The sequence below is a fragment of the Brevundimonas sp. genome (assembly GCF_041648055.1).
Classification (GTDB): domain Bacteria; phylum Pseudomonadota; class Alphaproteobacteria; order Caulobacterales; family Caulobacteraceae; genus Brevundimonas.
The window spans coordinates 993,480-1,018,937 of sequence record NZ_JBAZPS010000001.1 but is presented as its reverse complement, the minus strand read 5'-3'; the positions used below and the strand labels follow the sequence as shown (position 1 = coordinate 1,018,937).

25 protein-coding genes are annotated in these 25,458 nt (G+C 65.2%); 8 read left to right on the top strand and 17 right to left on the bottom strand.

Going from position 1 to position 25,458, the window contains the following annotated elements:
- Positions 1 to 4: 4 nt before the first annotated feature.
- From rsfS to ald, 6 genes are all read right to left on the bottom strand, one after another.
- On the bottom strand, positions 5 to 424 hold the full coding sequence (gene rsfS, locus WC585_RS05050) for a ribosome silencing factor (RefSeq protein ID WP_373256467.1): 420 nt from the start codon (positions 422 to 424) through the stop codon (positions 5 to 7).
- A 97-nt stretch (positions 425 to 521) separates the two neighbouring features.
- Complete coding sequence (locus WC585_RS05045) at positions 522 to 1,208, bottom strand: nicotinate-nucleotide adenylyltransferase (protein ID WP_373256466.1); 687 nt, start codon at positions 1,206 to 1,208, stop codon at positions 522 to 524.
- 97 nt (positions 1,209 to 1,305) lie between these two features.
- The gene (locus tag WC585_RS05040) at positions 1,306 to 2,598 is read right to left on the bottom strand and encodes a glutamate-5-semialdehyde dehydrogenase (protein ID WP_373256465.1); all 1,293 of its coding nucleotides are present in this window, start codon (positions 2,596 to 2,598) and stop codon (positions 1,306 to 1,308) included.
- Positions 2,599 to 2,634: 36 nt separating this feature from the next.
- Positions 2,635 to 3,798 carry a glutamate 5-kinase gene (proB, locus tag WC585_RS05035; protein ID WP_373256464.1) on the bottom strand — a complete coding sequence of 388 codons (1,164 nt, stop codon included), beginning with the start codon at positions 3,796 to 3,798 and terminating at the stop codon, positions 2,635 to 2,637.
- Positions 3,795 to 4,853, bottom strand: coding sequence for a GTPase ObgE (gene obgE / locus WC585_RS05030; protein WP_373256463.1), 1,059 nt, complete (start codon positions 4,851 to 4,853; stop codon positions 3,795 to 3,797). The genes proB and obgE overlap by 4 nt, the downstream gene beginning before the upstream one ends.
- Before the next feature lie 89 nt (positions 4,854 to 4,942).
- Entirely contained in the window at positions 4,943 to 6,061 is a 1,119-nt protein-coding gene (ald, locus tag WC585_RS05025) for an alanine dehydrogenase (protein WP_373256462.1), read from the bottom strand.
- Positions 6,062 to 6,207: 146 nt separating this feature from the next.
- Between ald and WC585_RS05020 the strand changes: the two genes are divergently transcribed.
- A complete protein-coding gene (locus tag WC585_RS05020; RefSeq protein WP_373256800.1) occupies positions 6,208 to 6,675 on the top strand; it encodes an Lrp/AsnC family transcriptional regulator in 468 nt (155 codons plus the stop codon).
- Here WC585_RS05020 and WC585_RS05015 read toward each other — a convergent pair.
- From WC585_RS05015 to WC585_RS04985, 7 genes are all read right to left on the bottom strand, one after another.
- Entirely contained in the window at positions 6,650 to 6,892 is a 243-nt protein-coding gene (locus tag WC585_RS05015; RefSeq protein ID WP_373256461.1) for a hypothetical protein, read from the bottom strand. The two genes, WC585_RS05020 and WC585_RS05015, sit on opposite strands and share 26 nt — an antisense overlap.
- Positions 6,889 to 8,343 carry an NAD-dependent succinate-semialdehyde dehydrogenase gene (locus WC585_RS05010; protein ID WP_373256460.1) on the bottom strand — a complete coding sequence of 485 codons (1,455 nt, stop codon included), beginning with the start codon at positions 8,341 to 8,343 and terminating at the stop codon, positions 6,889 to 6,891. The genes WC585_RS05015 and WC585_RS05010 overlap by 4 nt, the downstream gene beginning before the upstream one ends.
- Before the next feature lie 58 nt (positions 8,344 to 8,401).
- Entirely contained in the window at positions 8,402 to 10,078 is a 1,677-nt protein-coding gene (locus WC585_RS05005; protein WP_373256459.1) for an MFS transporter, read from the bottom strand.
- Between the two features lie 182 nt (positions 10,079 to 10,260).
- Positions 10,261 to 10,398, bottom strand: coding sequence for an entericidin EcnA/B family protein (locus tag WC585_RS05000; RefSeq protein WP_373256457.1), 138 nt, complete (start codon positions 10,396 to 10,398; stop codon positions 10,261 to 10,263).
- A gap of 39 nt (positions 10,399 to 10,437) precedes the next feature.
- A complete protein-coding gene (locus WC585_RS04995; protein ID WP_373256455.1) occupies positions 10,438 to 12,207 on the bottom strand; it encodes a sensor histidine kinase in 1,770 nt (589 codons plus the stop codon).
- Between the two features lies 1 nt (position 12,208).
- The gene (locus tag WC585_RS04990; protein ID WP_373256454.1) at positions 12,209 to 12,820 is read right to left on the bottom strand and encodes a sigma-70 family RNA polymerase sigma factor; all 612 of its coding nucleotides are present in this window, start codon (positions 12,818 to 12,820) and stop codon (positions 12,209 to 12,211) included.
- Positions 12,817 to 13,011, bottom strand: a complete 195-nt coding sequence (locus tag WC585_RS04985) for a NepR family anti-sigma factor (RefSeq protein WP_373256452.1) — start codon at positions 13,009 to 13,011, stop codon at positions 12,817 to 12,819. The genes WC585_RS04990 and WC585_RS04985 overlap by 4 nt, the downstream gene beginning before the upstream one ends.
- Positions 13,012 to 13,201: 190 nt before the next feature.
- Here WC585_RS04985 and WC585_RS04980 point away from each other — a divergent pair, with 190 nt between their 5' ends.
- Positions 13,202 to 13,993: a response regulator gene (locus WC585_RS04980; RefSeq protein WP_373256451.1), complete on the top strand. Its 792-nt coding sequence runs from the start codon at positions 13,202 to 13,204 to the stop codon at positions 13,991 to 13,993.
- 84 nt (positions 13,994 to 14,077) lie between these two features.
- Here WC585_RS04980 and WC585_RS04975 read toward each other — a convergent pair whose 3' ends face one another.
- Positions 14,078 to 14,437 carry a hypothetical protein gene (locus WC585_RS04975; RefSeq protein ID WP_373256449.1) on the bottom strand — a complete coding sequence of 120 codons (360 nt, stop codon included), beginning with the start codon at positions 14,435 to 14,437 and terminating at the stop codon, positions 14,078 to 14,080.
- Positions 14,438 to 14,782: 345 nt separating this feature from the next.
- On the opposite strand from WC585_RS04975, the gene WC585_RS04970 reads away from it, so the two are divergent.
- Positions 14,783 to 15,805, top strand: coding sequence for an NADP-dependent oxidoreductase (locus WC585_RS04970; protein WP_373256448.1), 1,023 nt, complete (start codon positions 14,783 to 14,785; stop codon positions 15,803 to 15,805).
- A 10-nt stretch (positions 15,806 to 15,815) separates the two neighbouring features.
- Positions 15,816 to 16,223, top strand: coding sequence for an acyl dehydratase (locus WC585_RS04965; protein WP_373256447.1), 408 nt, complete (start codon positions 15,816 to 15,818; stop codon positions 16,221 to 16,223).
- An 80-nt stretch (positions 16,224 to 16,303) separates the two neighbouring features.
- Here the strand turns inward: WC585_RS04965 and WC585_RS04960 are convergent, their stop codons facing one another.
- Complete coding sequence (locus tag WC585_RS04960; RefSeq protein WP_373256446.1) at positions 16,304 to 17,095, bottom strand: SapC family protein; 792 nt, start codon at positions 17,093 to 17,095, stop codon at positions 16,304 to 16,306.
- A gap of 127 nt (positions 17,096 to 17,222) precedes the next feature.
- Between WC585_RS04960 and WC585_RS04955 the strand changes: the two genes are divergently transcribed.
- The 4 genes from WC585_RS04955 to WC585_RS04940 all read left to right on the top strand — a co-directional run bounded on the left by WC585_RS04955 (position 17,223) and on the right by WC585_RS04940 (position 21,259).
- Complete coding sequence (locus tag WC585_RS04955) at positions 17,223 to 17,699, top strand: Fur family transcriptional regulator (RefSeq protein ID WP_373256445.1); 477 nt, start codon at positions 17,223 to 17,225, stop codon at positions 17,697 to 17,699.
- A gap of 44 nt (positions 17,700 to 17,743) precedes the next feature.
- Positions 17,744 to 18,634, top strand: a complete 891-nt coding sequence (locus WC585_RS04950; RefSeq protein WP_373256799.1) for an alpha/beta hydrolase — start codon at positions 17,744 to 17,746, stop codon at positions 18,632 to 18,634.
- Positions 18,635 to 18,725: 91 nt separating this feature from the next.
- Positions 18,726 to 20,228: a CoA-acylating methylmalonate-semialdehyde dehydrogenase gene (locus tag WC585_RS04945; protein WP_373256443.1), complete on the top strand. Its 1,503-nt coding sequence runs from the start codon at positions 18,726 to 18,728 to the stop codon at positions 20,226 to 20,228.
- Positions 20,229 to 20,314: 86 nt separating this feature from the next.
- Positions 20,315 to 21,259, top strand: a complete 945-nt coding sequence (locus WC585_RS04940; RefSeq protein ID WP_373256442.1) for a hypothetical protein — start codon at positions 20,315 to 20,317, stop codon at positions 21,257 to 21,259.
- A gap of 7 nt (positions 21,260 to 21,266) precedes the next feature.
- Here WC585_RS04940 and WC585_RS04935 read toward each other — a convergent pair whose 3' ends face one another.
- Positions 21,267 to 22,436, bottom strand: a complete 1,170-nt coding sequence (locus WC585_RS04935; RefSeq protein WP_373256441.1) for an aminotransferase class V-fold PLP-dependent enzyme — start codon at positions 22,434 to 22,436, stop codon at positions 21,267 to 21,269.
- 84 nt (positions 22,437 to 22,520) lie between these two features.
- Entirely contained in the window at positions 22,521 to 25,418 is a 2,898-nt protein-coding gene (secA, locus tag WC585_RS04930) for a preprotein translocase subunit SecA (protein ID WP_373256440.1), read from the bottom strand.
- Positions 25,419 to 25,458: the final 40 nt, after the last annotated feature.

Here is a 25,458-nt window from a genome sequence, read left to right as displayed (position 1 = left end):
CGGACTAGTCGCGGCTGTCGACGCGGTGGCCGCTGTCGACCGACCAGATCTTCTCGATGTTGTAGAAGGTGCGAACCTCGGGCCGGAACAGGTGGACGATGACGTCGCCCGCATCCAGCAGCACCCAGTCGCAGTGCGGCAGACCAGAAACCTTGACCTTGCCCAGACCTTCTTCCTTCAGCGTGCGCTGAAGGTGGTCGGCCAGGGCCCCGACGTGACGATGCGACCGCCCGGAGGCGATGATCATGCTGTCGGCCATGGGCGACTTGCCCTTCAGGTCGATCAGGATGATGTCCTGGGCCTTGTCGTCGTCCAGCTTGGCCAGAATGGCCTGCTCCAGAGGGGTCGAGCCGACAGGAAGGGGGGCCTGGGAACCGCTCTCGTAGGGGCCGTCTTCCGAGTGGATGGGCGGAATGGCGTCCATTTCGTGCGCCGTGTTCGAAACGGCTTCATCATGCGCATCGTGCGCGGTCGAGGGGGTCAGCGGAAGGCTCCGGGGGAATTACTAAAGCGGCAGCCTATCACGAATGCGGGGCGGCGTCACCCACGCCCCTTACGGCCCGAATTGCTGACGACGAACGCGGGTTCAGCGGTGCGGTCAGATAGGTCCAGGCGGGGGCTTCCATAAAGGGAAGCAGCCCAGCACGGGCAGCGGGAATGCGGGCTCCGGCAAAGCGGGCGGCGGCGGGCGCGGTACGGCTGTCCAGCAAGCTGCCGGGCCGTGCGATGACAGCCACGGGCATCAGCCGCATGATATCCGTCCACCCGCGCCAGCGGTGGAAACTGGCCAGATTGTCGGAGCCCATCAGCCAGACGAAATGCACCCCGGGGTAACGGGCCACCAAAACCCTCAGGGTATCGATGGTCCATTGTGTGCCCATCCGGGTCTCGACATCCGACACGACCATGACCGGTCCACGCGCAGCGGCGTCCGCCGCCCGACGGGCCGAGGCCATGCGCTCGGTCAGGGGCGCGCTGTCGCGGGCGTCCTTCAGAGGGTTCTGGGGTGAGACCAGCCAGACGACCCGGTCCAGACCCAGGCGGCGCATAGCGGTTTCGGCGACATGGGCATGACCGTCATGGGCCGGATTGAACGAGCCGCCGAACAGCCCGACCGTCATGCCGGGGCTTAGGGTCAGGCCATCGCGCAGGGCACCCTTGCGGGGTCCAGACGTGCGGGGCGCGGGGCCGGCGTGAAAGAAGGACAAGGCGGCAGGGCTCGCGCGGACTTATGCTCACTCGCGCCCTAACACGCAGATCGCGGCGTGTCGCGCGTGATTGTCCGTCGCCGGACGGCTGCGCGCCTCAGGGCCGTGTCTGACCCTGACCCCGGATCACATATTTGAAGCTGGTCAGCTGTTCGGCACCGACCGGGCCGCGGGCGTGCAGGCGGTCGGTGGAGATGCCGATCTCGCCGCCGAAGCCGAACTCGCCGCCGTCGGCGAACTGGGTCGAGGCATTGGCCAGGACGATGCCGGCGTCGGCCTCGGCCAGAAAGCGTTCGATGGCGGCCTCGTCGGAAGCGACGATCGACTCTGTGTGGCCCGAGCCATAGCGGGCCACGTGGTCAAGGGCGGCGTCGAGGCCGTCCACCACCTTCACGGCGAGAATGGGTTGGAGGTATTCCGTCGACCAGTCGTCGTCATTGGCGGCTGTCGCAGCGGGGACCAGGGCGCGGGCGGCGGGGTCGGCACGCAGTTCGCAGCCGGCTTCGGTCAGGTCGCGGGCGATCAGCGGCAGCAGGGTGTCGGCGGCGGCCTGGTCGATCAGCAGGGTCTCGGCCGCCCCGCAGACCGAGACGCGGCGCATCTTGGCATTCAGAACCACGGCGCGGGCCATGTCGGCATCGGCACTGGCGTGGACATAAACGTGATTGACGCCCTCCAGGTGGCCGAGCACGGCGACGCGGGCTTCGTTTTTCACACGCTCCACCAGCGATCGGCCGCCGCGCGGGATCAGCAGGTCGATCGCGCCGTCCAGCCCGGTCAGGATGTGGCCCACCGCGGCGCGGTCGCGCGTGGTGACGATCTGGACGGTGTCGGGCGACAGGCCTGCGCTTTCCAGTCCCTCGGTCAGGGCGGCGTGGATCGCCAGATTGGACCGCAGGCATTCGGACCCGCCTCGGAGGATCACCGCATTGCCTGCGCGAACGGCGAGGGCGGCGGCATCGGCGGTGACGTTGGGGCGGCTCTCATAGATGATGGCCAGCACGCCGATGGGGGTGCGGACACGGGCGATGTCCAGGCCATTCTCGGGCGTCCAGCGCGCCGTCTCGACGCCGACCGGGTCGGGGATGGCCGCGATGGATTCCAGCGCGCCGATCACCCCGTCCAGCCGTTTCTCATCCAGGGCGAGGCGGTCCATCATGGCCCCGGCCATTCCCTTGGCGCGGGCATCGTCCAGATCGGCGGCATTGGCGGCCAGGACCTGACTTGCCCGGGCCCGAAGAGCTGTAGCCATTCCTGCGATGGCTCGCGTACGTGTTTCGGGCCCGGCGAGGGCCAGGGCGCGAGCCGCCGCGCGGGCACGCCGGCCCATGGCGGTCATGTCATTGCATAGAGTGGAGTCGGCGGTCGGGGCGGGGGCGTCCTGTGTCATGATCATCTCTTTAAGGTCGGCCCTAACCGCAGGGTTTCAAGGGGCGGCGGTCTCTCGCAGAGCCAGATCATCGGCGTGAATGACCACCGGACCACCCGCATAACCCAGCGCGGCCTTCAGTTCACCGGAGCGGACGCCGATGATCTTGGCCACATCCTTGGCGTCGTAGCGCACCAGCCCCCGCGCGATCTCCACGCCCACCTCGTTGAAGATCTCGACAGGATCGCCCTTGCTGAAATCGCCTTCGCTGGCAGTGATCCCGACGGCCAGCAGAGACTTGCCGCGAGTGAGGGCGCGGGCACATCCCTTGTCGATCGTCAGTCGCCCGCGCGTGGCGAGCGATCCGCCGATCCATTGCTTGTAGGCCGCCTTCACCGTGGTGGCCGGGGCGATCAGGGTGCAGCGGCGACCCTCTTCAAGCGTTGGAGCGCTACGTGTCTTGGGCCGTCCCTGGGCGATCAGTGTGGCGCAACCGGCCTCGGCGGCTATGCGGGCCGCCATCAGCTTGGTCGCCATGCCGCCAGTCCCGACACCGGCGTCCGCATTGGCCCCGGTGGCCATGGCTTCCAGTTCCGGGGTCAGGGTCTCGATATAGGGGATGTGCTCAGCCTGGGGATCGACGCGCGGATCGGCGGTGTAAAGGCCATCGACATCGGACAGCAGGATCAGCAGGTCGGCGCTGATCATCTGGGCCACGCGGGCGGCCAGCCGGTCATTGTCGCCGTATTTGATCTGGTCGGTGACGATGGTGTCGTTCTCGTTGACGATCGGGACGGCCCCCATGTCCAGCAGGGCCCCCACGGTGGCGCGGGCATTGAGCCAGCGGCGCCGCGTCTCGGTGTCGTCACGGGTCAGCAGGATCTGGGCGACGATGATGTCATGCGGATCGAAGACCGATTCCCAGGCATGCATCAGCATCGACTGCCCCGCTGCGGCGGCGGCCTGCTTCTTTTCCAGGCCGGGGCCGCGCGCCAGATTGCCCAAGCGCCGCCTTCCCAGGGCCACGGCCCCGGACGAGACGACCAGCACCTGCTTTCCCTCGGCCTGGAAGCCCGCGATGTCGGCGGCGAGCCCGCGCAGCCGGACCAGATCGACCGCATTGGTCTTGCGATCGACCAGCAGAGAGGATCCGATCTTCAGCACGATCCGGTTGGCCGCTGCGATGGCGGTTGCGGCGATGGGCGGATCGGAAAGGGTCAAGGGGCCCACCCTCCGGGCGTATCCGCGACCGTTTCCTCGTCATCGACCATGATGATATCGCCGCGTGTCTTGCGCACCTCGTTCCAGGCCGCGCGCAGCAGCTCCGTCACACCTTCGCCCGACACGCCGGAGACCAGCATGGGACGACGACCGGCGATGGCCTCCAGCTCCGCCGCCTTCTTCTCGCGCGCCTCGGGCGTCAGGGCATCGATCTTGTTCAGGGCCAGAATTTCGGTCTTGTCGGCCAGGCCTGCGCCATAGGCGTCGAGCTCGTGACGGATGATCCGGTAGGCCTCGGCTACATCCTCTTGTGTCCCGTCGATCAGATGGATCAGGCTGGCCGAGCGTTCGACGTGGCCCAGGAAGCGCGTGCCCAGACCGGCACCCTCATTGGCCCCTTCGATCAGGCCGGGGATGTCGGCGATGACGAACCGCTCGGTCGGCGACAGATCCACCATGCCCAGATTGGGCACCAGGGTCGTGAAGGGATAGTCCGCGATCTTGGGCTTGGCCGCGCTGGCCGCCGCCAAAAAGGTCGACTTGCCCGCATTGGGCAGGCCGGCCAGGCCCACGTCCGCGATCAGCTTCAGCCGCAGCCAAATCCAGCGTTCCTGACCTTCCTGGCCGGGGTTGGCGTATTTGGGGGCCTGGTTCTGCGGGCCCTTGAAGCGGACATTGCCCCAGCCCCCGTTGCCACCCTTCAGCAGCATCTCGGTCTTGCCGGCGACGTCCATGTCCAGCAGCACCGTCTCCTTGTCGTCGTCCAGCACCTGGGTGCCGACGGGGACCTTCAGGATCACGTCCTCGCCCTTGGCCCCGTGCATCTGGCGGCCCATGCCGTGGGTGCCGGTCGCGGCCTTGAAATGCTGCTGATAGCGGAAGTCGATCAGGGTGTTCAGCCCGTCGGCCGCCGTGATCCAGACATTGCCGCCATTGCCGCCGTCACCCCCGTCCGGTCCGCCGTTGGGAATGAACTTCTCGCGCCGGAAGGAAACGGCACCCGCCCCGCCATTGCCGGAGCGGATGTAGATCTTGGCCTGGTCGAGAAACTTCATCGCGGACTTATGCCGCAACTGCGAGCAGAATTACAGGCGGTAGAGCAGCCCCCCTCACAAACCGTGAGGGGGCGCTCATCTAGCTGTCCTCAGTTCTTCGCCCAGACCCCGTACGGGTCACTCCAGCTCATGCCCAAGGCCTCGGCCACGGCGGGATAGGTGATCTCGCCCTTTAGAACGTTCAGGCCGCGCGCCAGGTGCGGGTCCGATTTCAGGGCGTCCAGGCCCTTGTTGGCCAGGGCCAGGCCGAACGGCAGGGTGGCGTTATTCAGGGCTTCGGAACTGGTGCGCGGGGCGGCACCCGGCATGTTGGCCACGCAGTAGTGGACCACGCCGTCGATCTCATAGGTCGGGTCTTCGTGGGTGGTGGCGTGGCTGGTTTCGAAACAGCCGCCCTGGTCGATGGCGACGTCGACCAGAACCGAGCCGTTCTTCATCGCCTTCAGATCTTCGCGCTTGATCAATTTCGGAGCCGAGGCTCCGGGAACCAGCACGGCACCGATGATCACATCGGCCTTGACCATCTCCTCGTCGATCGCATTGATCGAAGAGTAGCGCGTGATGACCCGGCCTTGGGTAACTTCGTCGATATAGGCCATGCGCGGGATGGAGCGTTCCAGCACCACCACCTCGGCCCCCAGGCCCATGGCCATGCGCGCCGCGTTCAGCCCGACGACGCCGCCGCCCAGTACCAGCACCCGCGCCGGGGCTACGCCCGGAACGCCGCAGAACAGCAACCCCATGCCGCCGTTGTGCTTCAGCAGGGTCTCGGCGGCCGAGAAGACGGCGATACGGCCGGCGACTTCGGACATGGGAGCCAGCAGCGGCAGGCCGCCCTTGGCATCTGTGACGGTCTCATAGGCCACGGCGGCGCATTTGGAGGCCAGCAGGCCCTTGGTCTGCTCGGGATCGGGCGCGAGGTGCAGATAGGTGAACAGGATCTGGTCCTCACGGAGCATCTCCCACTCGACCTTCTGGGGCTCCTTGACCTTCACGATCATGTCGTTGTTTGCGAAGACGGTGGCCGCATCGGCGACGATGGCGGCCCCGGCCTTCTTGTAGTCCTCGTCGGTGAAGCCTGCACCCAGGCCTGCACCCGTCTCGATCGAGACCGTGTGGCCGTGGGCGACGTATTCGCGCACCGCCGTCGGCGTCAGGCCGATGCGGTGTTCGTTCTTCTTGATTTCCTTGGGGACACCGACGCGCATGGGACGTTTCCTGTGATGAGGGGTCGGTAGGGCCGACCGCGTTTCGAGCGCAATCTAGCGAGTGATTTGACGCAGGTTCCTGTTCTTTTCGGCGACTGATCGGCATACAGTCGCAGAAGCTGCGAACGGAGTGTGCCTTGAAGACGATTTCTGCCGTCACCCTGGATGACACCGACCGCAAGATGATCCGCGCCCTGCAGTCCGATGGGCGCATGACCAACAGCGACCTGTCACGCGCGGTGAACCTGTCCGAAAGCGCCTGCCTGCGCCGTCTCCGGGCGCTGGAGGCCGAGGGCGTCATCAGCCGCTATGCCGCCATCATCAACGAGCGGGCCGTGGGGCTACCGATCAGCGTCTTCGTGACCGTGACCCTGTCGTCCCAGGCCGAGAGCGCCCTGACCGCCTTCGAGACCGCCATTACCGGCGTGCCCCAGGTGGTGGAGTGCTATCTGATGACGGGCGGCTCGGATTACCTGCTGCGGCTGGTCGTGCGCGACGTGGACGACCTGGAGCGGGTCCACTCGCGCGAGCTGACCCGCATCCCTGGTGTGACGCGGGTCTCGTCCAGCGTGGCGATGCGGACGGTGGTCAAGCGAGGGGCTCTGCCCGTCTGACGGCCCGCAGCCTGGGCGCGCGAAAAATCTGGATCAGGGCGATGACCAGCCAGATCAACCCGATCACGAGGAGCAGATCGCTGGTCATTTTGATCAGTCCGTAGAGCGTCACGGTCTGGACCGACCAAGACGTCGTCTCGGCCGCGAGAGCTGTAAGCGCCGAAGCAATCAATACGGCGACCGGCCAGACGAGAAGTTGGTAGCGTCCGCGTTTCACTTGAGCGCCAACGTCAGAGCTTTGATATCCAGATATTCGTCGATGCCATGGGTCGAGCCCTCGCGGCCGTAGCCGGAGGATTTTACACCGCCGAATGGCGCGACGGCCGTCGACATCAGGCCGGTGTTGATGCCGCACATGCCCGCCTCGATCCGGCGCCCGATGCGGAACGCGCGGTCCAGGTCGCGGGTGAACAGATAGGAGGCCAGACCGAATTCGCTGTCGTTCGCTTTTGTCAGAACCTCGTCCTCGCTGTCGAACGGGAAGACGGGGATCAGGGGGCCGAAGGTTTCTTCGTCACGGAACAGCTTGTCGTCGCCGCCCAGGGTCACGGTCGGCTGAAAGAAGCGGCCGCCCAGGGCGTGGCGCTGGCCGCCGGTCAGCACCTTGCCGCCCGAGGCCTGTACCTTTTTCAAATGCTCCTCGACCTTGGCGATGGCCTTGTCCTCGATCAGGGGGCCGACCTTGACCCCGTCCTCGAAGGCGGGACCGACAGGGATCTTTGCCACGGCCTCGGCCAGTTTGTTCGCATAGGTCTCGGCGATCGAGGCCTCGACATAGACGCGGTTGGGACAGACGCAGGTCTGGCCCGAGTTGCGGAACTTGCCCTTGATGGTCTCGGCCACGGCCAGGTCGATGTCGGCGTCGGCGAAGACGATCAGAGGCGCGGCCCCGCCCAGCTCCATCGACACCCGCTTCAGCGTCGGGGCGCATTGCTCCGCGAGTTTGCGGCCGACGGGCGTCGAGCCGGTGAAGCTCAGCTTGCGGATCAGGGGCGATGCGGTCAGGACGCCGCCGATGGTCGCCGCATCGCCGGTGACGACGCTGAGGGCACCCTTGGGCAGACCCGCCTGATAGGCCAGTTCGGCCAGGGCGATCGCGGTGAAGGGGGTCTGGCTGGCCGGCTTGATCACGGCGGTACAGCCGGCGGCAAACGCAGGCCCCAGCTTGCGGGTCAGCATGGCGGCGGGGAAGTTCCAGGGCGTGATCAGGGCGCACGGCCCAACCGCCTCGCGGAAGGTCAGGATGACGTGGCCCAGCGGGCTGTCCTGGGTTTCGCCCAGCAGGCGTTCGGCTTCGCCCGCGAACCATTTGATGAAGCCATTCGCATAGGCGACCTCACCCTTGGCCTCCTCGAACGGCTTGCCGTTCTCCAGCGCCATGAGGGCCCCCAGGCCCTCGGTATTCTCGTCGATCAACCGGGCCCATTCGCGAAGGAAGGCGGCACGCTTGTGCGGATCGGAGCGGGACCAGTCGGCGAAGGCGTCGTTAGCCGCGTCGATGGCTTCTTGCGTTTCCGCCACGCCCAGATCGGGGATCCAGCCTATGGTCTCGCCGGTGGCAGGATCGTCGACGGCGATGCCCTGGCCATTGGCAGGAACGGCCTCGCCTGCGATCAGGGCGTGCTGGCGCAGCAGTTTCAGTCCGGCGTCGCGGGCGGCGGTGTTCATGTCTGATCCTTGAGCTGGAGCATCACTAGTTGAGCATGATGCCAGCGCGTTTCAACGCTCAGTCGCCGATGGTGTTCAGATCGCGACCCCGGGTTTCCGGCAGGAACAGCAGGGCAACCGCTGCCGCCACCGCCGTGAACCCGACCGAGTACCACAGACCGAAATAGATATTTCCCGACCACGCCACCAGCGCAAAGCTGGCCGCGGGCAGCAGACCCCCGACCCAGCCGGTGCCAATATTGTACGGCAGGCTCATCGCCGTATAGCGCACCCGCGTGGGGAACAGCTCGACCAGGGCCGCCGCCTGCGGGCCATAGACGGCGGTCGCGGCGATCATGAAGACCATCAGGATACCGAACACGGCGAGCAGGTTGATCCGCGCGGGGTCGGCCTTGGCGGGGTAACCGGCCTGGGTCAGCGCCGTCTTCACGCGCGTTTCCACATCGGTGCGCGCGGCCTTCAGCGCGGTGGCATCCAGGCCCGTGCCCTCGACCGAGGCGATCTCGACCGACCCGACCCGCACCACCGCAGGTGTACCGACCGGGGCCGCGACATTGTCATAGCTGACGCCCGCATTCGACAGGACGTTCTTGGCCAGGTCGCAGGACGAGGCGAAGGCGGCCTTGCCGACCGGATCGAACTGGACTGCACAGGTGGCGGGATCGGCGACGACCGTCACAGGCGATGTCGCCTGGGCTTCGGCCAGGGCCGGATTGGCGGCGCGTGTCAGGGCCTGGAAGCCGGGGAAGACCGCGATCAGGAACAGCACCATGCCGCCGACCATGACGGGCTTTCGCCCTAAGCGGTCCGACAGCCAGCCGAAGAAGACATACAGGAAGGCCGAGGCCACGGTGATCGCCAGGATCAGGCCGTCAACGGTCGAGACCTCGATCTTCAGCACCCGCTCCATGAAGAAGCGGGTGTAGAAATAGCCCGCGTACCAGACGGCCCCTTGGGCGAACATGATGCCGACCAGGGCGATGAGCACGAACTTGCCGATCTTCCAGGTGGCGAAGCTCTCGCGGAACGGGGCCTGGCGTTCGGTGCTTTCGGCCACCATCCGCTTGAAGGCCGGGCTCTCGTGAAGCTTGAGCCGGATCCACAGGGAGATGACCAGCAGGAAGAAGGACAGCAGGAAGGGGATGCGCCAGCCCCATGCGTCGAAGGCCTCGGCCCCCAGGATGGCACGGGTGATCAGGATGACGCTGAGTGCCATGATCAGGCCGATGGCGGCGGTGGTCTGGATCCAGCCGGTCAGGAAGCCACGCTTCTTCGGCGGTGCATGCTCTGCCACATAGATGGCTGCGCCGCCGTATTCGCCGCCCAGGGCAAATCCCTGAACGATGCGCAGGAAGATCAGCAGGACGGGGGCCGCGATGCCGATCTGATCATAGTCGGGCAGCAGGCCGATGGCGACGGTGGCGACACCCATCAGGGTGATGGTGACCAGGAACGTCGTCTTGCGCCCCGTCTTGTCGCCGAACCAGCCGAAGACCAGAGCTCCCAGTGGTCGCACCACGAAGCCGACGCCGAAGGTCAGAAGGGCCAGGATATAGGCCGTGGCTTCGCCCACATCGGCATAGAAATGCCGGGCGATGATCAGGGTCAGGGACCCGAAAATGAAGAAGTCGTACCATTCGAAGGCGGTACCGGCGGCGGAGGCCCCGACCACGGTGCGCAGGCCGGGGCCCGCCTCCTCGGCATCATCCGTGTCGGCTGTCGTCGTCCTGGCCATGAAACGCCTCCCCGCGTCTGAACGTGCGGGGTCGTCTTTAGCGCCCCTCGCAAGCCCTGCTTAGCGCTGGAAATCGAGGGCGGGAATAGCAAAGGCCCGCCGGTGGGGGGACCGGCGGGCCTTCTTCAACCGAACCGCACGTCGGGGGGAAACGCGGTCGGGAACTGTGTAGGCCGAAAGACCTAGTTCTTGGCTTCTTCGGCGGCACCGGTGACGGCGTTACCGGCGGCGGCGGCGTCCTGGCCCACGCCCGAAACCGTGTTGCAGGCAGCGGTGGTCAGGGCGGCGGCGGCGGCGACCAGAATGAAAATCTTGCGCATGGTAGGCTCCTCGAAACAGAAAACGCTGTGTCGAGGCTATCAATGCCTTCGTGCGGTGGAGGTTCCCAGGTCGGATGGATCAATCGGCGTAATCGCTTCGGGCGTGGCAAAGGTCATCCGCGCGAGGGTGCCGCCCGAGGGCGAAGGCACCATTTCGGCCGTGCCTCTGAGCTGTTTGGCAAAGGCCCCCATCAGGGTACGGCCGACGCCTGCCCGTTCGGTTTCGCTGACGCCCGGTCCATCATCCTCGACCTCGAGGATACTGGTGTCGCCATCCACCTTGAAGCGGACCTTCAGGTCGCCACCGCGCCCGGCGAAAGCATGCTTCTGGGCATTGCTGACGGCCTCGACCAGCCAGAGGGCCAGGGGGGCCAGCTTGTCGGGATCGACAACCAGGGAATCGGCTTCGACCGAAGACGTGACGACCGGTCCCCGACCGGCCTCGCCTGCAATCAGCTGGCCGACCAGATCGGTCAGGAACACCCGCGCATCCGCATAGCGCAGGTCGTCGCTCTGGTAGAGGGTGCGATAGATCAGGGCGAGCGCCGCGATCCTCTGGCGGGTGTCGCCGACCGCGGCCTTGGCCGGGGCGTCGGTCAGGGCTCGCTGCTGCATCGACAGCAGGGACGAGATGATCTGCAGATTGTTCTTCACCCGGTGGTGGATCTCGCGCATCAACGCATCCTTCTCCTCCAGCGAGGCGGTAAGGCTCTGGTTGCGGGCAGAAATCGTGTCGGCCAGATCGTTCAGCGTGCTGGCCAGGTTGCGGATTTCGGCGGGGGCATGCACGGCCTGGGTCGGCCGGACGCTGAACTTGCCCTTGGCATAAAGGGCCGCGATCCGCTCCAGATAGACCAGCCAGCGGACCACGATCCGCTCGCTGACCCAGGTCACGGACATCAGCGCCAGAAGCCAGGCCAGCACCGGCGCGAAGAAGGCCCCCAGCGGATTCAGCCGGGCCCAGGAGAGCAGGTCGGGCGCAGGTGCCGAAAGCAGGGCGTAGAGATCGCGTCCCGCCACGGCCGTCCCGGCATAGACCCGGTTGCGGCCTAGCGTGTCTTGGCCTTCGAAGATGGTCGATCGCGTGTCCCCCACTTGCTCAACCCAGCCATCCAAGGCCGAGCCGTTGCGCAGCAGGAAGGCGTCGCGGTCGGTGACGGTCAGAAGTCGTCCGCTCGCATCAGTCAGGGCCGCCTGGGAGCCCTCAGGGAGAGCCGGGTCATTGATGTCTGGCTGCAGTCTCGACAGGGGTACGACGGCGAGCATCACCCCATTGAAAGACCCCATCGGCCGCTCCAGCCGGATGGCGACGATCAGACTGGGGGGTGCGCCAGCAACGTCGGGGGCACGGGTCAGGATGGTGTCCTCACCCGCCCGCAGGCGCCGAAACCACTCGGTGGTTGCGGCCTGCGACAGCCATGCAGGCAGGGGCTCCGAAAGGTTCTGCGACGCGCAGGTCGTCTGGCCCGTCGCGCTGAGACGAGCCAGCCCGTCAATGTCTTCCAGACGCTGAACCAGAGAGGTCAGGCGAGGACGGCAGAACAGCTCCAGCGCCTCTGGCCGCAGGGCCTGGAGCAGCACGCTGGTGCTGTCCAGCCGCGCCTTTGCAGTAGCCGAAGTACGCTCGACGGCCAGTTGCAGATCTGCGCGCTGATCTGCGTCCTGGGCCTCGAAGGCCCGGTTGGCCTGGAAGGCACCGAGCACGAGGATCGGCAGCAGGGCCACGGCCATGGCCAGACCCAGGCGAAAGCGGATGCCGTGCAGGCGCGATCGGCGCCGCCGTCCGAACGCCCTGGCCAGCCTTGCCACCCTATCGATCCGGGGTGCCGCTCAGGCGATCGGCAGCCGCCAGGATGGAGCGCATGGCATCGCCAGCGGCCCGTCCGTCACGGCCATAGGCCCCGGCTTCCAGTGTGGCCAGCAGAGCCTTGCGGGCGCGAGAGACCCGGCTTTTTACCGTGCCGACGGCGCACTGGCAGATTTCGGCGGCTTCTTCATAGGCAAAGCCACCGGCACCGACCAGGATCAGCGCTTCACGCTGTTCTTCGGGCAGCGTGTTCAGCGCCTGACGCAGCTCGTCCAGCGCCAGTGGGGATTCCGGATCATCAACGGCGACAAGGGTGCGCTCTGCGGCTTCCTGGTCGAGCTGAGACTGACGCCACGACCGACGCTTTTCCGAGTAGAACTGGTTGCGCAGGATCATGAAGGTCCAGGCCTTCATGTTGGTGCCCAATTGATAGCTGGCGCGCGCATCCCAAGCCTTCATCATGGCATCCTGTGCCAGATCGTCGGCGGCCGTCGGATCCCCCGTCAACGTCCGTGCGAAGGCGCGCAGGTGCGGGATCAGCGTGACCAGTTCGCGTTTGAAGGCACCATCGTCAGCAGAATCCGGCTTGGGCGGCGCAGGTTTGTGGGCGCTCACGCCTTGTCACTCCCGCGCTCGTCGGCGCGGCGCAGGATGTCCAGGAACTCGTCCGGCACAGGCTCGTTGACCACATCGTCGAACAGATGACGCAACTTGACGCCAATGGCCTGTTGTCGAAGGCGCGCCTCTTCAAGCCCTGGCCCCTTGGCGGTGTCGGACTTGCCGGATGGATTGGTATCGTTTGTCATCAAGATTCGGTCGCCGCCTGGACTCTGTTGTCGGCCCGGAACGCCGCACACCGGGGGCGGTTCCTAGATGACACAGGTTTAATGCTCAAGCTTGCGGTGCCGAGCGGGAACCGTTGCCCGATTGGCACGTTGACGCGGCTTGCGAAGGCCTCATTGTCAGGGGCCTACTTCCTGTCGGGGACTATACTACATGAGCCTTCTGGCCCGCCTTGCGCCACACCTTCCCTATGTCCGGCGCTATGCGCGCGCCCTCACGGGTGATCAGACGACCGGCGACAACTATGTCCGCGTCGCGCTGGAAGCCTTGGCCGCAGGCGAGCGCCAGCTGTCGACCGATATGACGCCCCGTGTTGCACTGTATCACGTCTTCCACACAATCTGGACGACCACCGGAGCGCAGCTGGAAGACCGCAGCGGCATGGACGACGGCGACGCCTCGACCCGGTTGATGAGAATATCGCCTCGATCGCGCCAGGCGTTTCTGCTGACGGCACTGGAGGGGTTCACTCCTTCGGAGGCCGCGCAAATCCTGGATGCCGACGCTCATCAGGTCGAGCGCCTGATCGCCGAGGCCCAGTCCGACATCGATGCCGAACTGGCGACCGACGTCCTGATCATCGAGGACGAGGCCATCATCTCGGCCGATATTGAAAGCCTGGTCACCGAGCTTGGACACCGTGTCACCGGCACAGCCACCACTCATGATGAGGCGGTGGATGCCGTCGCCCGTCATCGCCCGGGTCTGGTCCTGGCCGATATCCAGCTGGCCGACGGGTCGTCGGGAATTGATGCGGTCAAGGACATCCTGAAGCGCTTTGATGTGCCGGTGATCTTCATCACCGCCTTCCCGGAACGCCTGCTGACCGGAGAGCGGCCCGAGCCGACTTTCCTGATCACCAAGCCTTTCCAGCCGGAAACTGTAAAGGCGGCGATCAGCCAGGCGCTGTTTTTCCACCCTTCGCGTCAGAAACAGGCCGCCTGACGCCTGCTGCGGGCCTGCACTTCAGCGCCTAGAAAGAGGGCCCGGTCGCCGACCGGGCCCTTATTGCGTATGAACAACGTCCCGTTAGCGGGATGGCTCAGCCGATGTCGTCGGGGCGTTCACATTGGGTGCGTCACCCGTGCCTGGTGCCGTCGGCTCCCCCGTCGAGGTAGTGGGCGCATCGGCTGCTGGGGGCGTGACCGAGTCACCGTCGAAGGCCTGTGAATCTACGGCCTGTCCGCCGACGTTGGCGTTGGTATTGGCAAAGCCGCCCTGGCTTACGAACCACATACCCAGCAAAAGTATTGCCACCGCGGCCGTGGAGATGACCAGAAGAACGAGTATGCGTCCTCCTGGACGCCCGCCACGGACGTATTTTGCATTAACCGGACGCCCCTCGTGGACGGCATCGGCAGCCTTGTCGTGCGGTGAGGGGTCGGTCATTTCAATTAATCCTGTAGCTTGAGTGTAGGTTTCATCCTTGGAACGCTGCGGGGGCGGCCCTGTTCCGGCCGTCTTCTCCCCGTCACTTTCAAATGGAAAGTTTGCATTTCACGGAACCGGAGTCTGCGAGGTCCGTTCACGTCATGCGAAGGCGACGACGCCCCCCCGACTTGAGACTGGCGCTAGTCAGTCTGTCGTCTTCGCGCTCATTCTCGATGATGCCACCTCACACGGCGGTTCCGATGTCGGAACCGCCGTTTCTTTGCCTGTGCCGCCAGACCGACTGGACACTGCCGCCCGCTTGACCACTATGCGCGTCTCGAAAGAAAACCTGAGGAGACCGATATGGCTCGCATCAATCGTCAGTGGGTCCTGCGCCAGCGCCCCAAAGGCTTGATCCAGCCCCGTGACCTGGAACTGGTCGACGGCGAGGTACCGACGCCACAGGACGGCGAGGTCCTGGTTCGTACCGTGTATCTCTCTCTGGACCCCACCAACCGCACCTGGATGAACGATGCCGAGGGCTACCTGCCCGCCGTGCCTCTTGGCGGAGTGATGCGCGGCTTGACCTTGGGTGTGGTCGAAGAAAGCCGGTCCGAGCGATACAAGGAAGGCGACATCGTCTCTACCGCTGCGGGCGGCTGGTCCAACTATGCCGCCATTCCTGGCAGCGCAGTGTCGCGGATACACCGTGCGCCGGGCATGCCCCTCACCGCGAACATGAGCGTGCTCGGCATGACCGGTATGACCGCCTATTTCGGGGTGACAGATGTCCTGAAGGCCAAGGCGGGCGAAACTCTGGTCATCTCGGCCGCAGCCGGCGCGGTCGGTTCCATCGCCGGACAAATCGCCAAGGCCCGGGGTTGCCGCGTCATCGGTATCGCGGGCGGGGCCGAGAAATGCCGCTGGCTGACCGGTGAACTCGGTTTCGACGCTGCCATCGACTACAAGAGCGAGGATGTCGGGGAGGCCCTGGATCGTCTGGCGCCGGACGGCATCGACCTGAATTTCGAGAACGTCGGCGGCGACATCATGATCGCCGTCTTCAACCGTCTGAAGACTCACGGCCGGATGGCGGTGTGCGGCCTGATCTCGGCCTACAATGCGACGAAGATGCCGCCGTCGCCCAACTTCTCGCGCATCATCACCCACCGGCTGAACGTTCAGGGATTCCTGGTGCTGGACTACGCCCATCGCGCCAAGGAGATGATTGAAGAGATGGGACCTTGGCTGGCGAGCGGGCAGGTCAAGTGGAAGGTTCACGTCGACGATGGGCTTGATGGTGCACTGGACAGCCTGAACCGACTGTTCACTGGCGACCACGACGGCAAGCTGCTGGTCCGGGTCTCTGAAGAACCCGCGGGCTGAGGCAGATCGCATGAGCGAACCGCTCCATATTCATTTCGAGGACATCGGCGTCGGGGAAGTTATCCCTCTGGGGGCCTGCATGGTGGATGAGGCCGCGCTGGGCGTCTTCGTCGAGCGTTTCGCGCCCGGCTGGGATGCCGGCTATGGCGCGCCCGACGCCATGATCTATGCCCTGTGGAGTAGGCTGTTCGCTGAAAAGTCCGGCACCTGGGCCCAGTCCAAGGTGCTGGCCGTCGACGGCCTGCGTTTCCTGCGCAATCCCCCACCGGGCGAACTGATGCGCGGCCGGATGACGGTGATGGGCAAGGACCCCGTCGGCGACGACAAGGGCATCGTCATTGCGTCCCACGACCTGCTGGACGAAGCCGGCCGACTGGTCTTCTCGTGCCTGACGCGGGCCGTGTTCGTGCGCAGATAAGGATTGGTGCCGGCGTTAGGGGTGGAAGAAGCAGTTAGCCTTGCACACTTCCACCCCCAACCTGACCAAGATCACCTGCTTCAGGCGTTGCCTGCTGCCTTCTGCTGTTGTGCCATCCGGTCGAATGCGATCACGATCAGGCGGTCCCAGCCCAGCAAAGAAATCAGATGGGCATAGATTTGGCCCAACGCCCCATTGTCACGAAGTTCAACCAACTTTTCGACGGGCAGGGCTTTGATTTTATCTTCCGAGATCGCGAAATACTCAGCGATTTTCTGAACTGAGGCAGCCGTACCGTCGGGATTTTTCGGCGTGAAGTTGGCCTCGCGCGTTTCGAACAAATCCAGATCGTTCAGCATTTTGACGAAGCTGTCGGTCCGCTGACGCTCGGTCTCGAAGTTGTTGCAGAACTCCAGGGCCTGCTGGACGTAGGGGCCGGGCTGGCCGTTCACGAACAGGGCCTGGGCACCACCCTCCTTCACGAAGGGAGCCTTTCGGTCGATGCACAGCACCAGGCGTTGCTGGGCGTCGTCATTGGCGAAGACAAAGGGATAGCGGCGCACATAGGCGGGGATGTAGGCGTCGCCACGGAATTGGCCTTGATCGTCGATGAACAGGTTCTCGCCATCGCGCAGACCCATGACGGCCACCGGTTGCTTGTTGTCACCGACGAAAATTACCGGATAGGACAGGGCGGCCGGCGCGAACTCGGTCACGGTCAGCGGCACGATATTGGTCTGGGCCACGAAATCGTAAGGCCGATCAACCGGATCGACGCCCAGGGTGCCGTGGGCCTCGATCGAAAGGGGCTCAGGCTGGCTGTAGAACAGGACATTGCCGGTCAGGGAAGCAGTCGAGGTTGTGTCGGTCATGGACGCGATGCGGGCTCTGCAATGAAAAGGGAAGGCCGGTGTCTAACCCAGACCGGCGGCGGCGGCAAACGCGACAGTGAAGGTCACTACGGTTGCGACAGGAGCGACGAAGCCCTAGCTGTGAGCCATGGGCGACAGCTGTCATCACGCACATCAGGAAGGGCCACCGGACGCCGCGACAGTCGGTCGGGCGCTGACCGACGCCGATCGCCGACTGTCCGCTCAGGGCGAACGGATGACCGCCGCCCGCACGCGCGTGCTGGAGTTGCTTCTCAGCGCCGGAGAGCCGGTCAAGGCCTATGATCTGATAGCCCGTTTCGGCACTGACGGAGCGCCGGCCAAGCCCCCGACAGTCTATCGCTCGCTCGAGTTTCTGGAACGGCAAGGGCTGGTTCACCGCATCGCCTCCATCAGCGCCTATGTCGCCTGTACCTCCGGAGCAGACGATCACGCCGCCGCCTTCCTGATCTGCGATTGCTGCGGCGCGACCCAAGAGGTTTCCGCGACGCTGGCCGAGGGGCTGGATGCTGCTGCGACTTCGGCAGGCTATGTCATCGAGCGGACAACGATCGAGGCACACGGACGCTGCTCCGCGTGCGCCTGACCTGATTACTGGTAACCCGCCCGTGTATGGCCTATCTGCCGTCTATGGACGCGATCCGGCTCTCCCCGCCCCGCCGCTTCAACCTGCCGGTTGATAACCGATGGGGCGCGGGCGACATGGCCGTACTGGACTACGGCGACCCCAAACGCCCTGTCGATGTGATCTTTGTCCATGCCAATGGCTTTAACGCCATGACCTATCGCAGCTTGCTGGCCCCCCTGTCGGGCTCCCTCAGGCTCTGGTCGCCGGATCTTCGAGGCCATGGCGCGTCAGTTCTTCCGGCACGGACACTAGGGCGACGCAGCTGGAACGACCACCGTGACGACCTGGTGGCGTTGCTGGATGCGCTGGAAGGCCCGCCTGTCATACTGGCCGGGCATTCCATGGGGGCCACCTCGTCTATCCTGGCGGCAGCCGAACGTCCCGAACGGGTTTCGAAATTGGTACTGTTCGACCCTGTAATCTGGAGCCGCCTGGCCGTCGCGATTTTCCATCTGCCCTTGCTGGATCGGATGGCGGGTAGAATTCCGCTTGTGAAGAATGCCCTGAAGCGTCGGGCCGTCTTTGACAGCCGGGAACAGGCCATGACGGCCTACACCGGACGGGGGGCGTTTCGCGGCTGGCCCGAGATGATGGTGGCGGACTACCTGGCCGACGGCCTGATCCAGACAGACGGCGGCTTTATGCTGGCCTGTGCGCCGGATTGGGAAGCATCCAACTACGCGACGCAGAGCCACGACCCTTGGCGCGCGCTCAAGCACTATGATGGTCCGGTTCGCATCCTGAAAGCGGAGGCCGGATCGACCTGCCATGTCCCGGAGCAGCCGCGCGGCCTCCCGAACGTCACCGTTCAAACGGTCCAGGGCGGCACCCATTTCTTCCCCATGCTTCAGGCCGACGTGGCCCGCGACGCCCTGTTCGACGCGGCGGTATGATCTGACGCGCACGGCCCCGCTGGCGTCCGCCCACCCGACCCGCTAAACCGCCGCCAACAAGAACAAGCCGCTCTTCAGGGAACGTCCGACCATGCGCGACATCAACCATTTCATCGACGGTGCCAGCTTTACGGGCGCATCAGGCCGCTTCGCCGAAGTGTTCAATCCAAATACGGGCGAGGTCCAGGCGCGGGTGCAACTGGCCTCGGTCGCCGAGATGGACCGTGCGGTGCAGTCGGCGCAGGCTGCCTTTGAGGGCTGGTCCTCGACCAACCCCCAGCGCCGCGCGCGCGTGATGTTCGAGTTCAAGCGGCTGGTCGAAGCCAACATGACCGAGCTGGCCGAACTGCTGTCGTCCGAGCACGGCAAGGTGGTTGCCGACTCGAAAGGGGACATCCAGCGCGGGCTGGAAGTCATCGAGTTCGCCTGCGGCATCCCCCATGCCCTGAAGGGCGAATACACCTGGGGCGCAGGCCCCGGCATCGACGTCTATTCGATGCGCCAGCCTCTCGGCGTGGTATCGGGCATCACACCGTTCAACTTCCCGGCCATGATCCCGATGTGGATGTTCGGCGTGGCCATTGCGGTGGGCAACACCTTCATCCTGAAACCCAGCGAGCGCGATCCGTCGGTGCCGGTGCGTCTGGCCGAGTTGATGATGGAGGCGGGAGCCCCCGCGGGCGTGCTCAACGTCGTCCACGGCGACAAGGCGGCGGTGGACGCCATCCTGGAGCACCCGCTGGTCCATGCCGTCAGCTTCGTCGGCTCGTCCGACATCGCACACTATGTCTATCAGACGGGCGCCGCCAATCATAAGCGGGTCCAGGCCATGGGCGGGGCGAAGAACCACGGCATCGTCCTGCCCGACGCCGATATGGACCAAGTTATCAAAGACCTGTCCGGCGCAGCCTACGGCTCGGCCGGCGAGCGCTGCATGGCGTTGCCGGTCGTCGTTCCCGTCGGAAAGAAGACGGCCGACGAACTGCGCGAGCGGATGGTGGCCGAGATCCCGTCGATGCGGGTCGGCGTCTCGACCGACGCGGGGGCCCACTACGGTCCGGTGGTCACCGCCCAGCACAAGGCGCGCGTCGAGGGCTGGATTGACCAGGGCGTCAAGGACGGGGCCGAACTGGTCGTCGACGGTCGCGGCTTCAGCCTGCAAGGGCACGAGAAGGGCTATTTCATCGGCCCGTCGCTGTTCGACCACGTCACGCCCGAGATGGAGTCCTACAAGGAAGAGATCTTCGGCCCCGTGCTGCAGATCGTCCGCGCCGCCAGCTTCGAGGAGGCCCTGTCGTTGCCGTCGAAGCACCAGTACGGCAACGGCGTCGCAATCTTCACCCAGAACGGCCGGGCCGCCCGCGACTTCGCCGCCCGGGTCAATGTCGGCATGGTCGGGATCAACGTTCCGATCCCGGTGCCGGTCGCCTACCACACCTTCGGCGGCTGGAAGCGCTCGGCCTTCGGCGACACCAACCAGCATGGCATGGAAGGCGTGAAGTTCTGGACCAAGGTCAAGACCGTCACGGCCCGCTGGCCGGATTCCGAGCTGGAGCATGCGGATAGCAGCTTCGTCATCCCGACCATGGGGTGATTTTCCCCTGGGCGACGTTCGGTGCAGCACTTTCGGGAAACGGGCGTTAGACTAAGCTATACCGCCAAGCTGGAGTGCCCTGTCGCATGCGTCGTTTTCTGGTCTGGACCACCCTTCTGATCATCGTCGGCCTGGCACTGGCCGGGGCGGGCTACTGGGGCTGGTGGAACTATTTCGCGCGGTTCCAGCCGGTGACGGTCAGCCAGAATCAGGCCGAGATCCAGCGTCTGCTAGACGACGCGCCCTGGGTCTCGGCGGGCGATGTGACGGGCTCCCCAGTCTATGTCGTCGGCCATCGCGACAGCGACGCCCTGATGCGGTTCCAGCGCGAGGAGGGGCCCAAGCTGCGCACGGCGGGGGCCGAGATGCGTGTGGTGATGTTCGCCCGGCCAGACCTCGAGGGCCTGGCCCAGTCTACGGCTGCTGAACGCGCCACAGTCGCAGAGCTCTGGCTGACCCGCGACTGGACCCTGTATCGCCGCTGGACGGACACACCGGTGGCCAACTGGACCGCACCGGGCCTGGCCCCTGCCGACGGCGATCTGACCCGTACGGCTATCGTCGCCGGTGGTCGTGACTTCGCCCGCCGCCTTGGCGAACTGCTGGAGCCGAACGGCGTGCGGGAAGGTTATCCCGTCATTCTTTGGCGCGACCGGCAGGGGTTTCTGAAGGCCTGCGCCTGCACCGATGCCCGCTCATGGGCCTACATCCGCGACGATCTGGGCGCACCGGACCGGGTGGCCACGGACGGGGGCCAGACAGCCGAGGCCGTACCCTATGATGAAGGTGGCACCGCCGTCCCGCCGCCCGCGGGCACACAGGCTTTGCCCTATCCCGATCTGACCGCGCCGCCTGTGCCGACCCCGGGCCGCGTTGAGGGCCAGCCCCTGCCGCAGGCGGGGACGGCTCCCGCGCCGAACGCTTCCGGTTCCGGAAATCCGTCGGCTCGCCCAGCCCAACGCCCGACGCAAGCCCCCCGGCCGCGCACGACGCCTCAGCCGCAGCAGCAGGAAGACACGACCTTCTTCTGACGGTGACTCAGAGCACCCGCTCGCAGGTCTCGATCAGACGCTCCAGATCGGGCTCGCCCTGATATAGGCCGAAGCCGAAGCGGATGGTGTCGTCCCGTACGTCGGTGACCACATTGGCCTCAAGCAGCCGCGCCCGCCAGGCCAGGGCCTTGGGGTGGCGCAGAGCCAGGAACCGCGCGCGGTTGGCGTCATTCGTCATCGGGTTCAGGATTTCCGCATCGGCGAGACGGCCGACCTGACCGCCCTCGATCGCCTGCTGGAAGGTGCGCATCAGGCCGTGGGCATGGGCGGCGATATCGGCGGTTGTCAGCCCGGCCTCGTCCAGCATCTGGCGTACACCGTTGAAGCGGTACAGGGGGGTGGAATCCATCGTCGCCCCCCAGAACCGGCCCGCATCGGCCCGGTACTGAACACCGTCCGGCGGCCCCATCAGATTGCCGAACTCGGCGAACCAGCCGGTGGATACGGGACGCATGCAATAGCCGTCGGGCGCATGAAGTATGCCCGCACCTTCGCCCGACATCGCGTATTTATAGCCGCCGGTGACGTAGAAGATCCTGTCCGCCACCGCCGACAGATCGGTCGGCGTGGCCATGAAGCCGTGATACCCGTCCACGACCACCCACGGCCCCGCCGGATCGGCCAGCGCCGCGAGCTCTTCCAGCCGGTTAAAGCCCTGGCCCGTCTTGAAGAAGATCTGGCTGATGACGATCAGGTCGAAGCCGCCGCCGCGCGCCGCCTGCACAAACCGCTCGTCGAACGTTTCGAACGGCTCCAGCGGCACGCGCGTGACCACCGCCTGACCCGCCTCCTGCCAGCGCTCGGCCTGGCGGCGGAAGGCGTGGAATTCGCCGTCAGTGGACAGGATGCGCACGGGCTTGCGTTCGATGCCCGAGATAATCCGCAGCAGGAAGTCATGGGTGTTGGACGCGAACACCACCGTGTCCGGTGACGGCAGGTTCAGCTCTTTGGCCACATGTTTCTGGGCCTCTGGCACGACGTCGCCGAACACCAGATCCCACTTGCGGTCCGCAAACTGATTGGCCTCGACCCAGGCCCGTACTTGCCCATCGAAACTGGCGTCTGGCCACAGGTGGTGGCTATGCGCCGCGAAGTGCAGCCGATCGGGGTCCAGCGACAGGGCGCGGGAGAAAAGGTCTTTACGCGCACCGGCCATCAGTCTCTCCGTCGTTCACGTCACCGGCAGAACGCACGATAACGCGCTCTGGAAGCGAGCCGCCGCGCTGCAAGCGTTAGCGCCCTAGATCAAGCTACCGTGGCAATGCTTGAACTTGCGTCCCGATCCACACGGACAGTCGGCATTTCGCGGCGTGCGCTCCCAGCCTGCGGCCAGCAGATCGACCGGCAGGCGTGAACGGTCGTCGCCGGTCAGCTGGCCTTCCGGGTTCTGGGCCGAGGGGTGATTCATTTCGTTCTCGCCCGTGCCGGGATTCAGGTGGATTTCCTGAAACTCGGGCATGTCCATGGGCGGGGGCGCTTCCTGGAAGCGGAACTCGACCGTCATCAGCCAGCGGGTGACGTTGTGGCGCAGCTCGTACAGCAGCGTCTCGAACAGGTTGAAGGCCTCGGTCTTGTACTCGTTCAGCGGATCGCGCTGGCCATAGCCGCGCAGGCCGATGACGCCGCGCAGGTGGTCCAGGTGAACCAGGTGCTCGCGCCAGGCCATGTCGATCTGTTGCAGCAGGAACTGGCGCTCCAGCCCGCGCGTCTGATCGGCGCCCAGCATTTCCAGACGTTCGGCGGCACGGGCATCGGTGGCGGCGACGATCCGCTCCTCGATCTCCTCGTTGGAGACGCCTTCCTCTGCGGCCCAGTCGTGCAGCGGCAGGTCCAGACCGAGAGTCGACTTCACCTTCTCGTCCAGCCCGTCGATATCCCACTGCTCGGCATAGGCCTTGGGCGGCATGTGCCTTTCGACCAGGTCGGAGATGACGTCGGCGCGGAACTCATTGACCAGTTCGGACAGGTCGGTGGAGTCCATAAATTCCTGACGTTGCTCGAAGACCGCCTTGCGCTGGTCGTTCACGACGTCGTCGTATTTCAGCAGGTTCTTGCGGATGTCGTAGTTGCGGGTTTCGACGCGCTTCTGAGCGGTCTCGACGGCACGGTTCAGCCAGGGGTGCGAAATCGCCTCGCCCTCGGCCACGCCGAAGCTGCGCATGATCGAGTCCAGGCGATCGCCGGCAAAGATGCGCAGCAGGTCGTCCTCGCAGGACAGGAAGAATTTGGACACGCCGGGGTCGCCCTGACGACCCGTCCGGCCGCGCAACTGGTTGTCGATACGGCGGCTTTCGTGACGCTCGGTGCCCAGGACGAACAGGCCGCCGGCCGCCAGGGACTTCTCCCTCTGGACCGCGATCTCGGCCTTGAACTGGGCCTCCATGGCCGCTTCGTCCTCGGGCGTGACCTCGATGGCCAAGTTGCGCTGGTCCTGACGCCACTTCTGCAGCTTCATTTCCAGGTTGCCGCCCAGCTGAATGTCGGTGCCGCGACCGGCCATGTTTGTGGCGATGGTCACCACGCCCGGCAGCCCCGCATCGGCAACGATGAAGGCTTCCTGCTCGTGCTGGCGGGCGTTCAGCACGCTGTGCGGAATGCCGGTGCCGGACTTGATCTCGATGTCGAAGTCTTCGTCCTTCAGCGCCTGATAGGCCTTCTTGGCAGCGGCACGCACCTTGGGATCGTCATTGATCGCCTCGGTCTGCAGATGCTGGTGCTGGGGCTTCAGCGTCTTGATCTGGACTTCGTAGCTGTGGGTCTTCAGCAGTTCCGACAACGTCTCGGACTTCTCGATCGAGACGGTGCCGACCAGGATCGGCTGGCCCTTGACGTGGCATTCGGCGATCAGATTGGCGATGGCCTGGTTCTTCTCGGCCTCGGTGCGGAAGATTTCGTCGTCGTGGTCGATACGCTTGACGGGCCGGTTGGTCGGGACCTCCAGAACGTCCATCTTGTAGATATCGAGGAATTCCTGCGCCTCGGTCGCGGCTGTGCCGGTCATGCCCGACAGCTTTTCGTAGAGGCGGAAATAGTTCTGGATCGTGACCGAGGCCAGAGTCTGGTTCTCGGGCTGGATCTTGACGCCTTCCTTGGCCTCGATGGCCTGGTGCAGGCCTTCGGACAGGCGGCGGCCGCTCATCATCCGGCCCGTGAATTCGTCGATCAGCACGACCTCGCCGGCCTTGATGATATAGTCCTTGTCGCGCTGATACAGCGTGTTCGCGCGCAGCGCCTGGTTGATGTGGTGGACCAGGGTGATGTTGGCGGCGTCGTACAGACCGGTCGTGTCCTCGGCGAACAGACCGCGCTCTTCCATGATCTGCTCGACCTTTTCGGAGCCTTCCTCAGTTAGCAGGACCTGGCGCTGCTTTTCGTCCAGGTCATAGATGGTCTTGTCCTGGATCATCTCCTTGATGATGCCGTCCACGATCAGATACAGGTCCGAACGATCCTCGGTCGGGCCCGAGATGATCAGAGGCGTGCGCGCCTCGTCGATCAGGATGGAGTCGACTTCGTCGACGATGGCGAAATGGTGCGGGCGCTGCACCATCTCGTGCCGGTCATAGACCAGGTTGTCGCGCAGATAGTCGAAGCCGAACTCATTGTTGGTGCCGTAGGTGATGTCAGCGGCATAGGCGGCCTGGCGCTGGCCCGAGGACAGGCCGTTGACGATCACACCGACCTCCATGCCCAGGAAGCGATAGACCCGGCCCATCCATTCGGCGTCGCGGCGGGCCAGATAGTCGTTGACGGTGATGACATGCACGCCCTTGCCGCTCAGAGCATTCAGATAGGCGGGCGCGATGGCGACCAGGGTCTTGCCCTCGCCGGTCCGCATCTCGGCGATGCCGCCGTCGTGCAGGATCATGCCGCCGGTCAGCTGCACGTCATACTGGCGCTGGCCCAGCACCCGTTTGGAGGCTTCGCGCGCGACGGCGAAGGCCTCGTTCATGATCTTGTCGACGGTTTCGCCGCCAGCCAGACGATCGCGGAAAGCGTCCGTCATCATGCGCAGTTCGTCGTCCGACAATGCGGCGAACTTGTCCTCGAGCGCATTGATCTTCTGCACCCGCCCCATGAATTCCTTGACCTTGCGGTCGTTGGAGGAGCCGAAAAACTTCTTGGCGATGCCGAGCATGAATGATCCGAAGGCGGGCGAGCGGGTGGTGCTCTGGTAC

Excerpts from the sequence above, each read along its gene's own strand:
- WC585_RS05010 (WP_373256460.1), bottom strand. The coding sequence starts at position 8,343 with ATGAACACCGCCGCCCGCGACGCCGGACTGAAACTGCTGCGCCAGCAC.
- WC585_RS04935 (WP_373256441.1), bottom strand. The coding sequence starts at position 22,436 with ATGGCCGGTGCGCGTAAAGACCTTTTCTCCCGCGCCCTGTCGCTGGAC.
- secA (WP_373256440.1), bottom strand. The coding sequence starts at position 25,418 with ATGCTCGGCATCGCCAAGAAGTTTTTCGGCTCCTCCAACGACCGCAAG.
- WC585_RS05040 (WP_373256465.1), bottom strand. The coding sequence starts at position 2,598 with ATGACACAGGACGCCCCCGCCCCGACCGCCGACTCCACTCTATGCAAT.
- WC585_RS04980 (WP_373256451.1), top strand. The coding sequence starts at position 13,202 with ATGAGCCTTCTGGCCCGCCTTGCGCCACACCTTCCCTATGTCCGGCGC.
- WC585_RS04970 (WP_373256448.1), top strand. The coding sequence starts at position 14,783 with ATGGCTCGCATCAATCGTCAGTGGGTCCTGCGCCAGCGCCCCAAAGGC.
- WC585_RS05000 (WP_373256457.1), bottom strand. The coding sequence starts at position 10,398 with ATGCGCAAGATTTTCATTCTGGTCGCCGCCGCCGCCGCCCTGACCACC.
- WC585_RS04945 (WP_373256443.1), top strand. The coding sequence starts at position 18,726 with ATGCGCGACATCAACCATTTCATCGACGGTGCCAGCTTTACGGGCGCA.
- WC585_RS04985 (WP_373256452.1), bottom strand. The coding sequence starts at position 13,011 with ATGACAAACGATACCAATCCATCCGGCAAGTCCGACACCGCCAAGGGG.
- WC585_RS04955 (WP_373256445.1), top strand. The coding sequence starts at position 17,223 with ATGGGCGACAGCTGTCATCACGCACATCAGGAAGGGCCACCGGACGCC.
- WC585_RS04960 (WP_373256446.1), bottom strand. The coding sequence starts at position 17,095 with ATGACCGACACAACCTCGACTGCTTCCCTGACCGGCAATGTCCTGTTC.
- WC585_RS05005 (WP_373256459.1), bottom strand. The coding sequence starts at position 10,078 with ATGGCCAGGACGACGACAGCCGACACGGATGATGCCGAGGAGGCGGGC.
- WC585_RS04940 (WP_373256442.1), top strand. The coding sequence starts at position 20,315 with ATGCGTCGTTTTCTGGTCTGGACCACCCTTCTGATCATCGTCGGCCTG.
- rsfS (WP_373256467.1), bottom strand. The coding sequence starts at position 424 with ATGGACGCCATTCCGCCCATCCACTCGGAAGACGGCCCCTACGAGAGC.
- obgE (WP_373256463.1), bottom strand. The coding sequence starts at position 4,853 with ATGAAGTTTCTCGACCAGGCCAAGATCTACATCCGCTCCGGCAATGGC.
- WC585_RS04950 (WP_373256799.1), top strand. The coding sequence starts at position 17,744 with ATGGACGCGATCCGGCTCTCCCCGCCCCGCCGCTTCAACCTGCCGGTT.
- ald (WP_373256462.1), bottom strand. The coding sequence starts at position 6,061 with ATGCGCGTCGGTGTCCCCAAGGAAATCAAGAAGAACGAACACCGCATC.
- WC585_RS04975 (WP_373256449.1), bottom strand. The coding sequence starts at position 14,437 with ATGACCGACCCCTCACCGCACGACAAGGCTGCCGATGCCGTCCACGAG.
- WC585_RS04965 (WP_373256447.1), top strand. The coding sequence starts at position 15,816 with ATGAGCGAACCGCTCCATATTCATTTCGAGGACATCGGCGTCGGGGAA.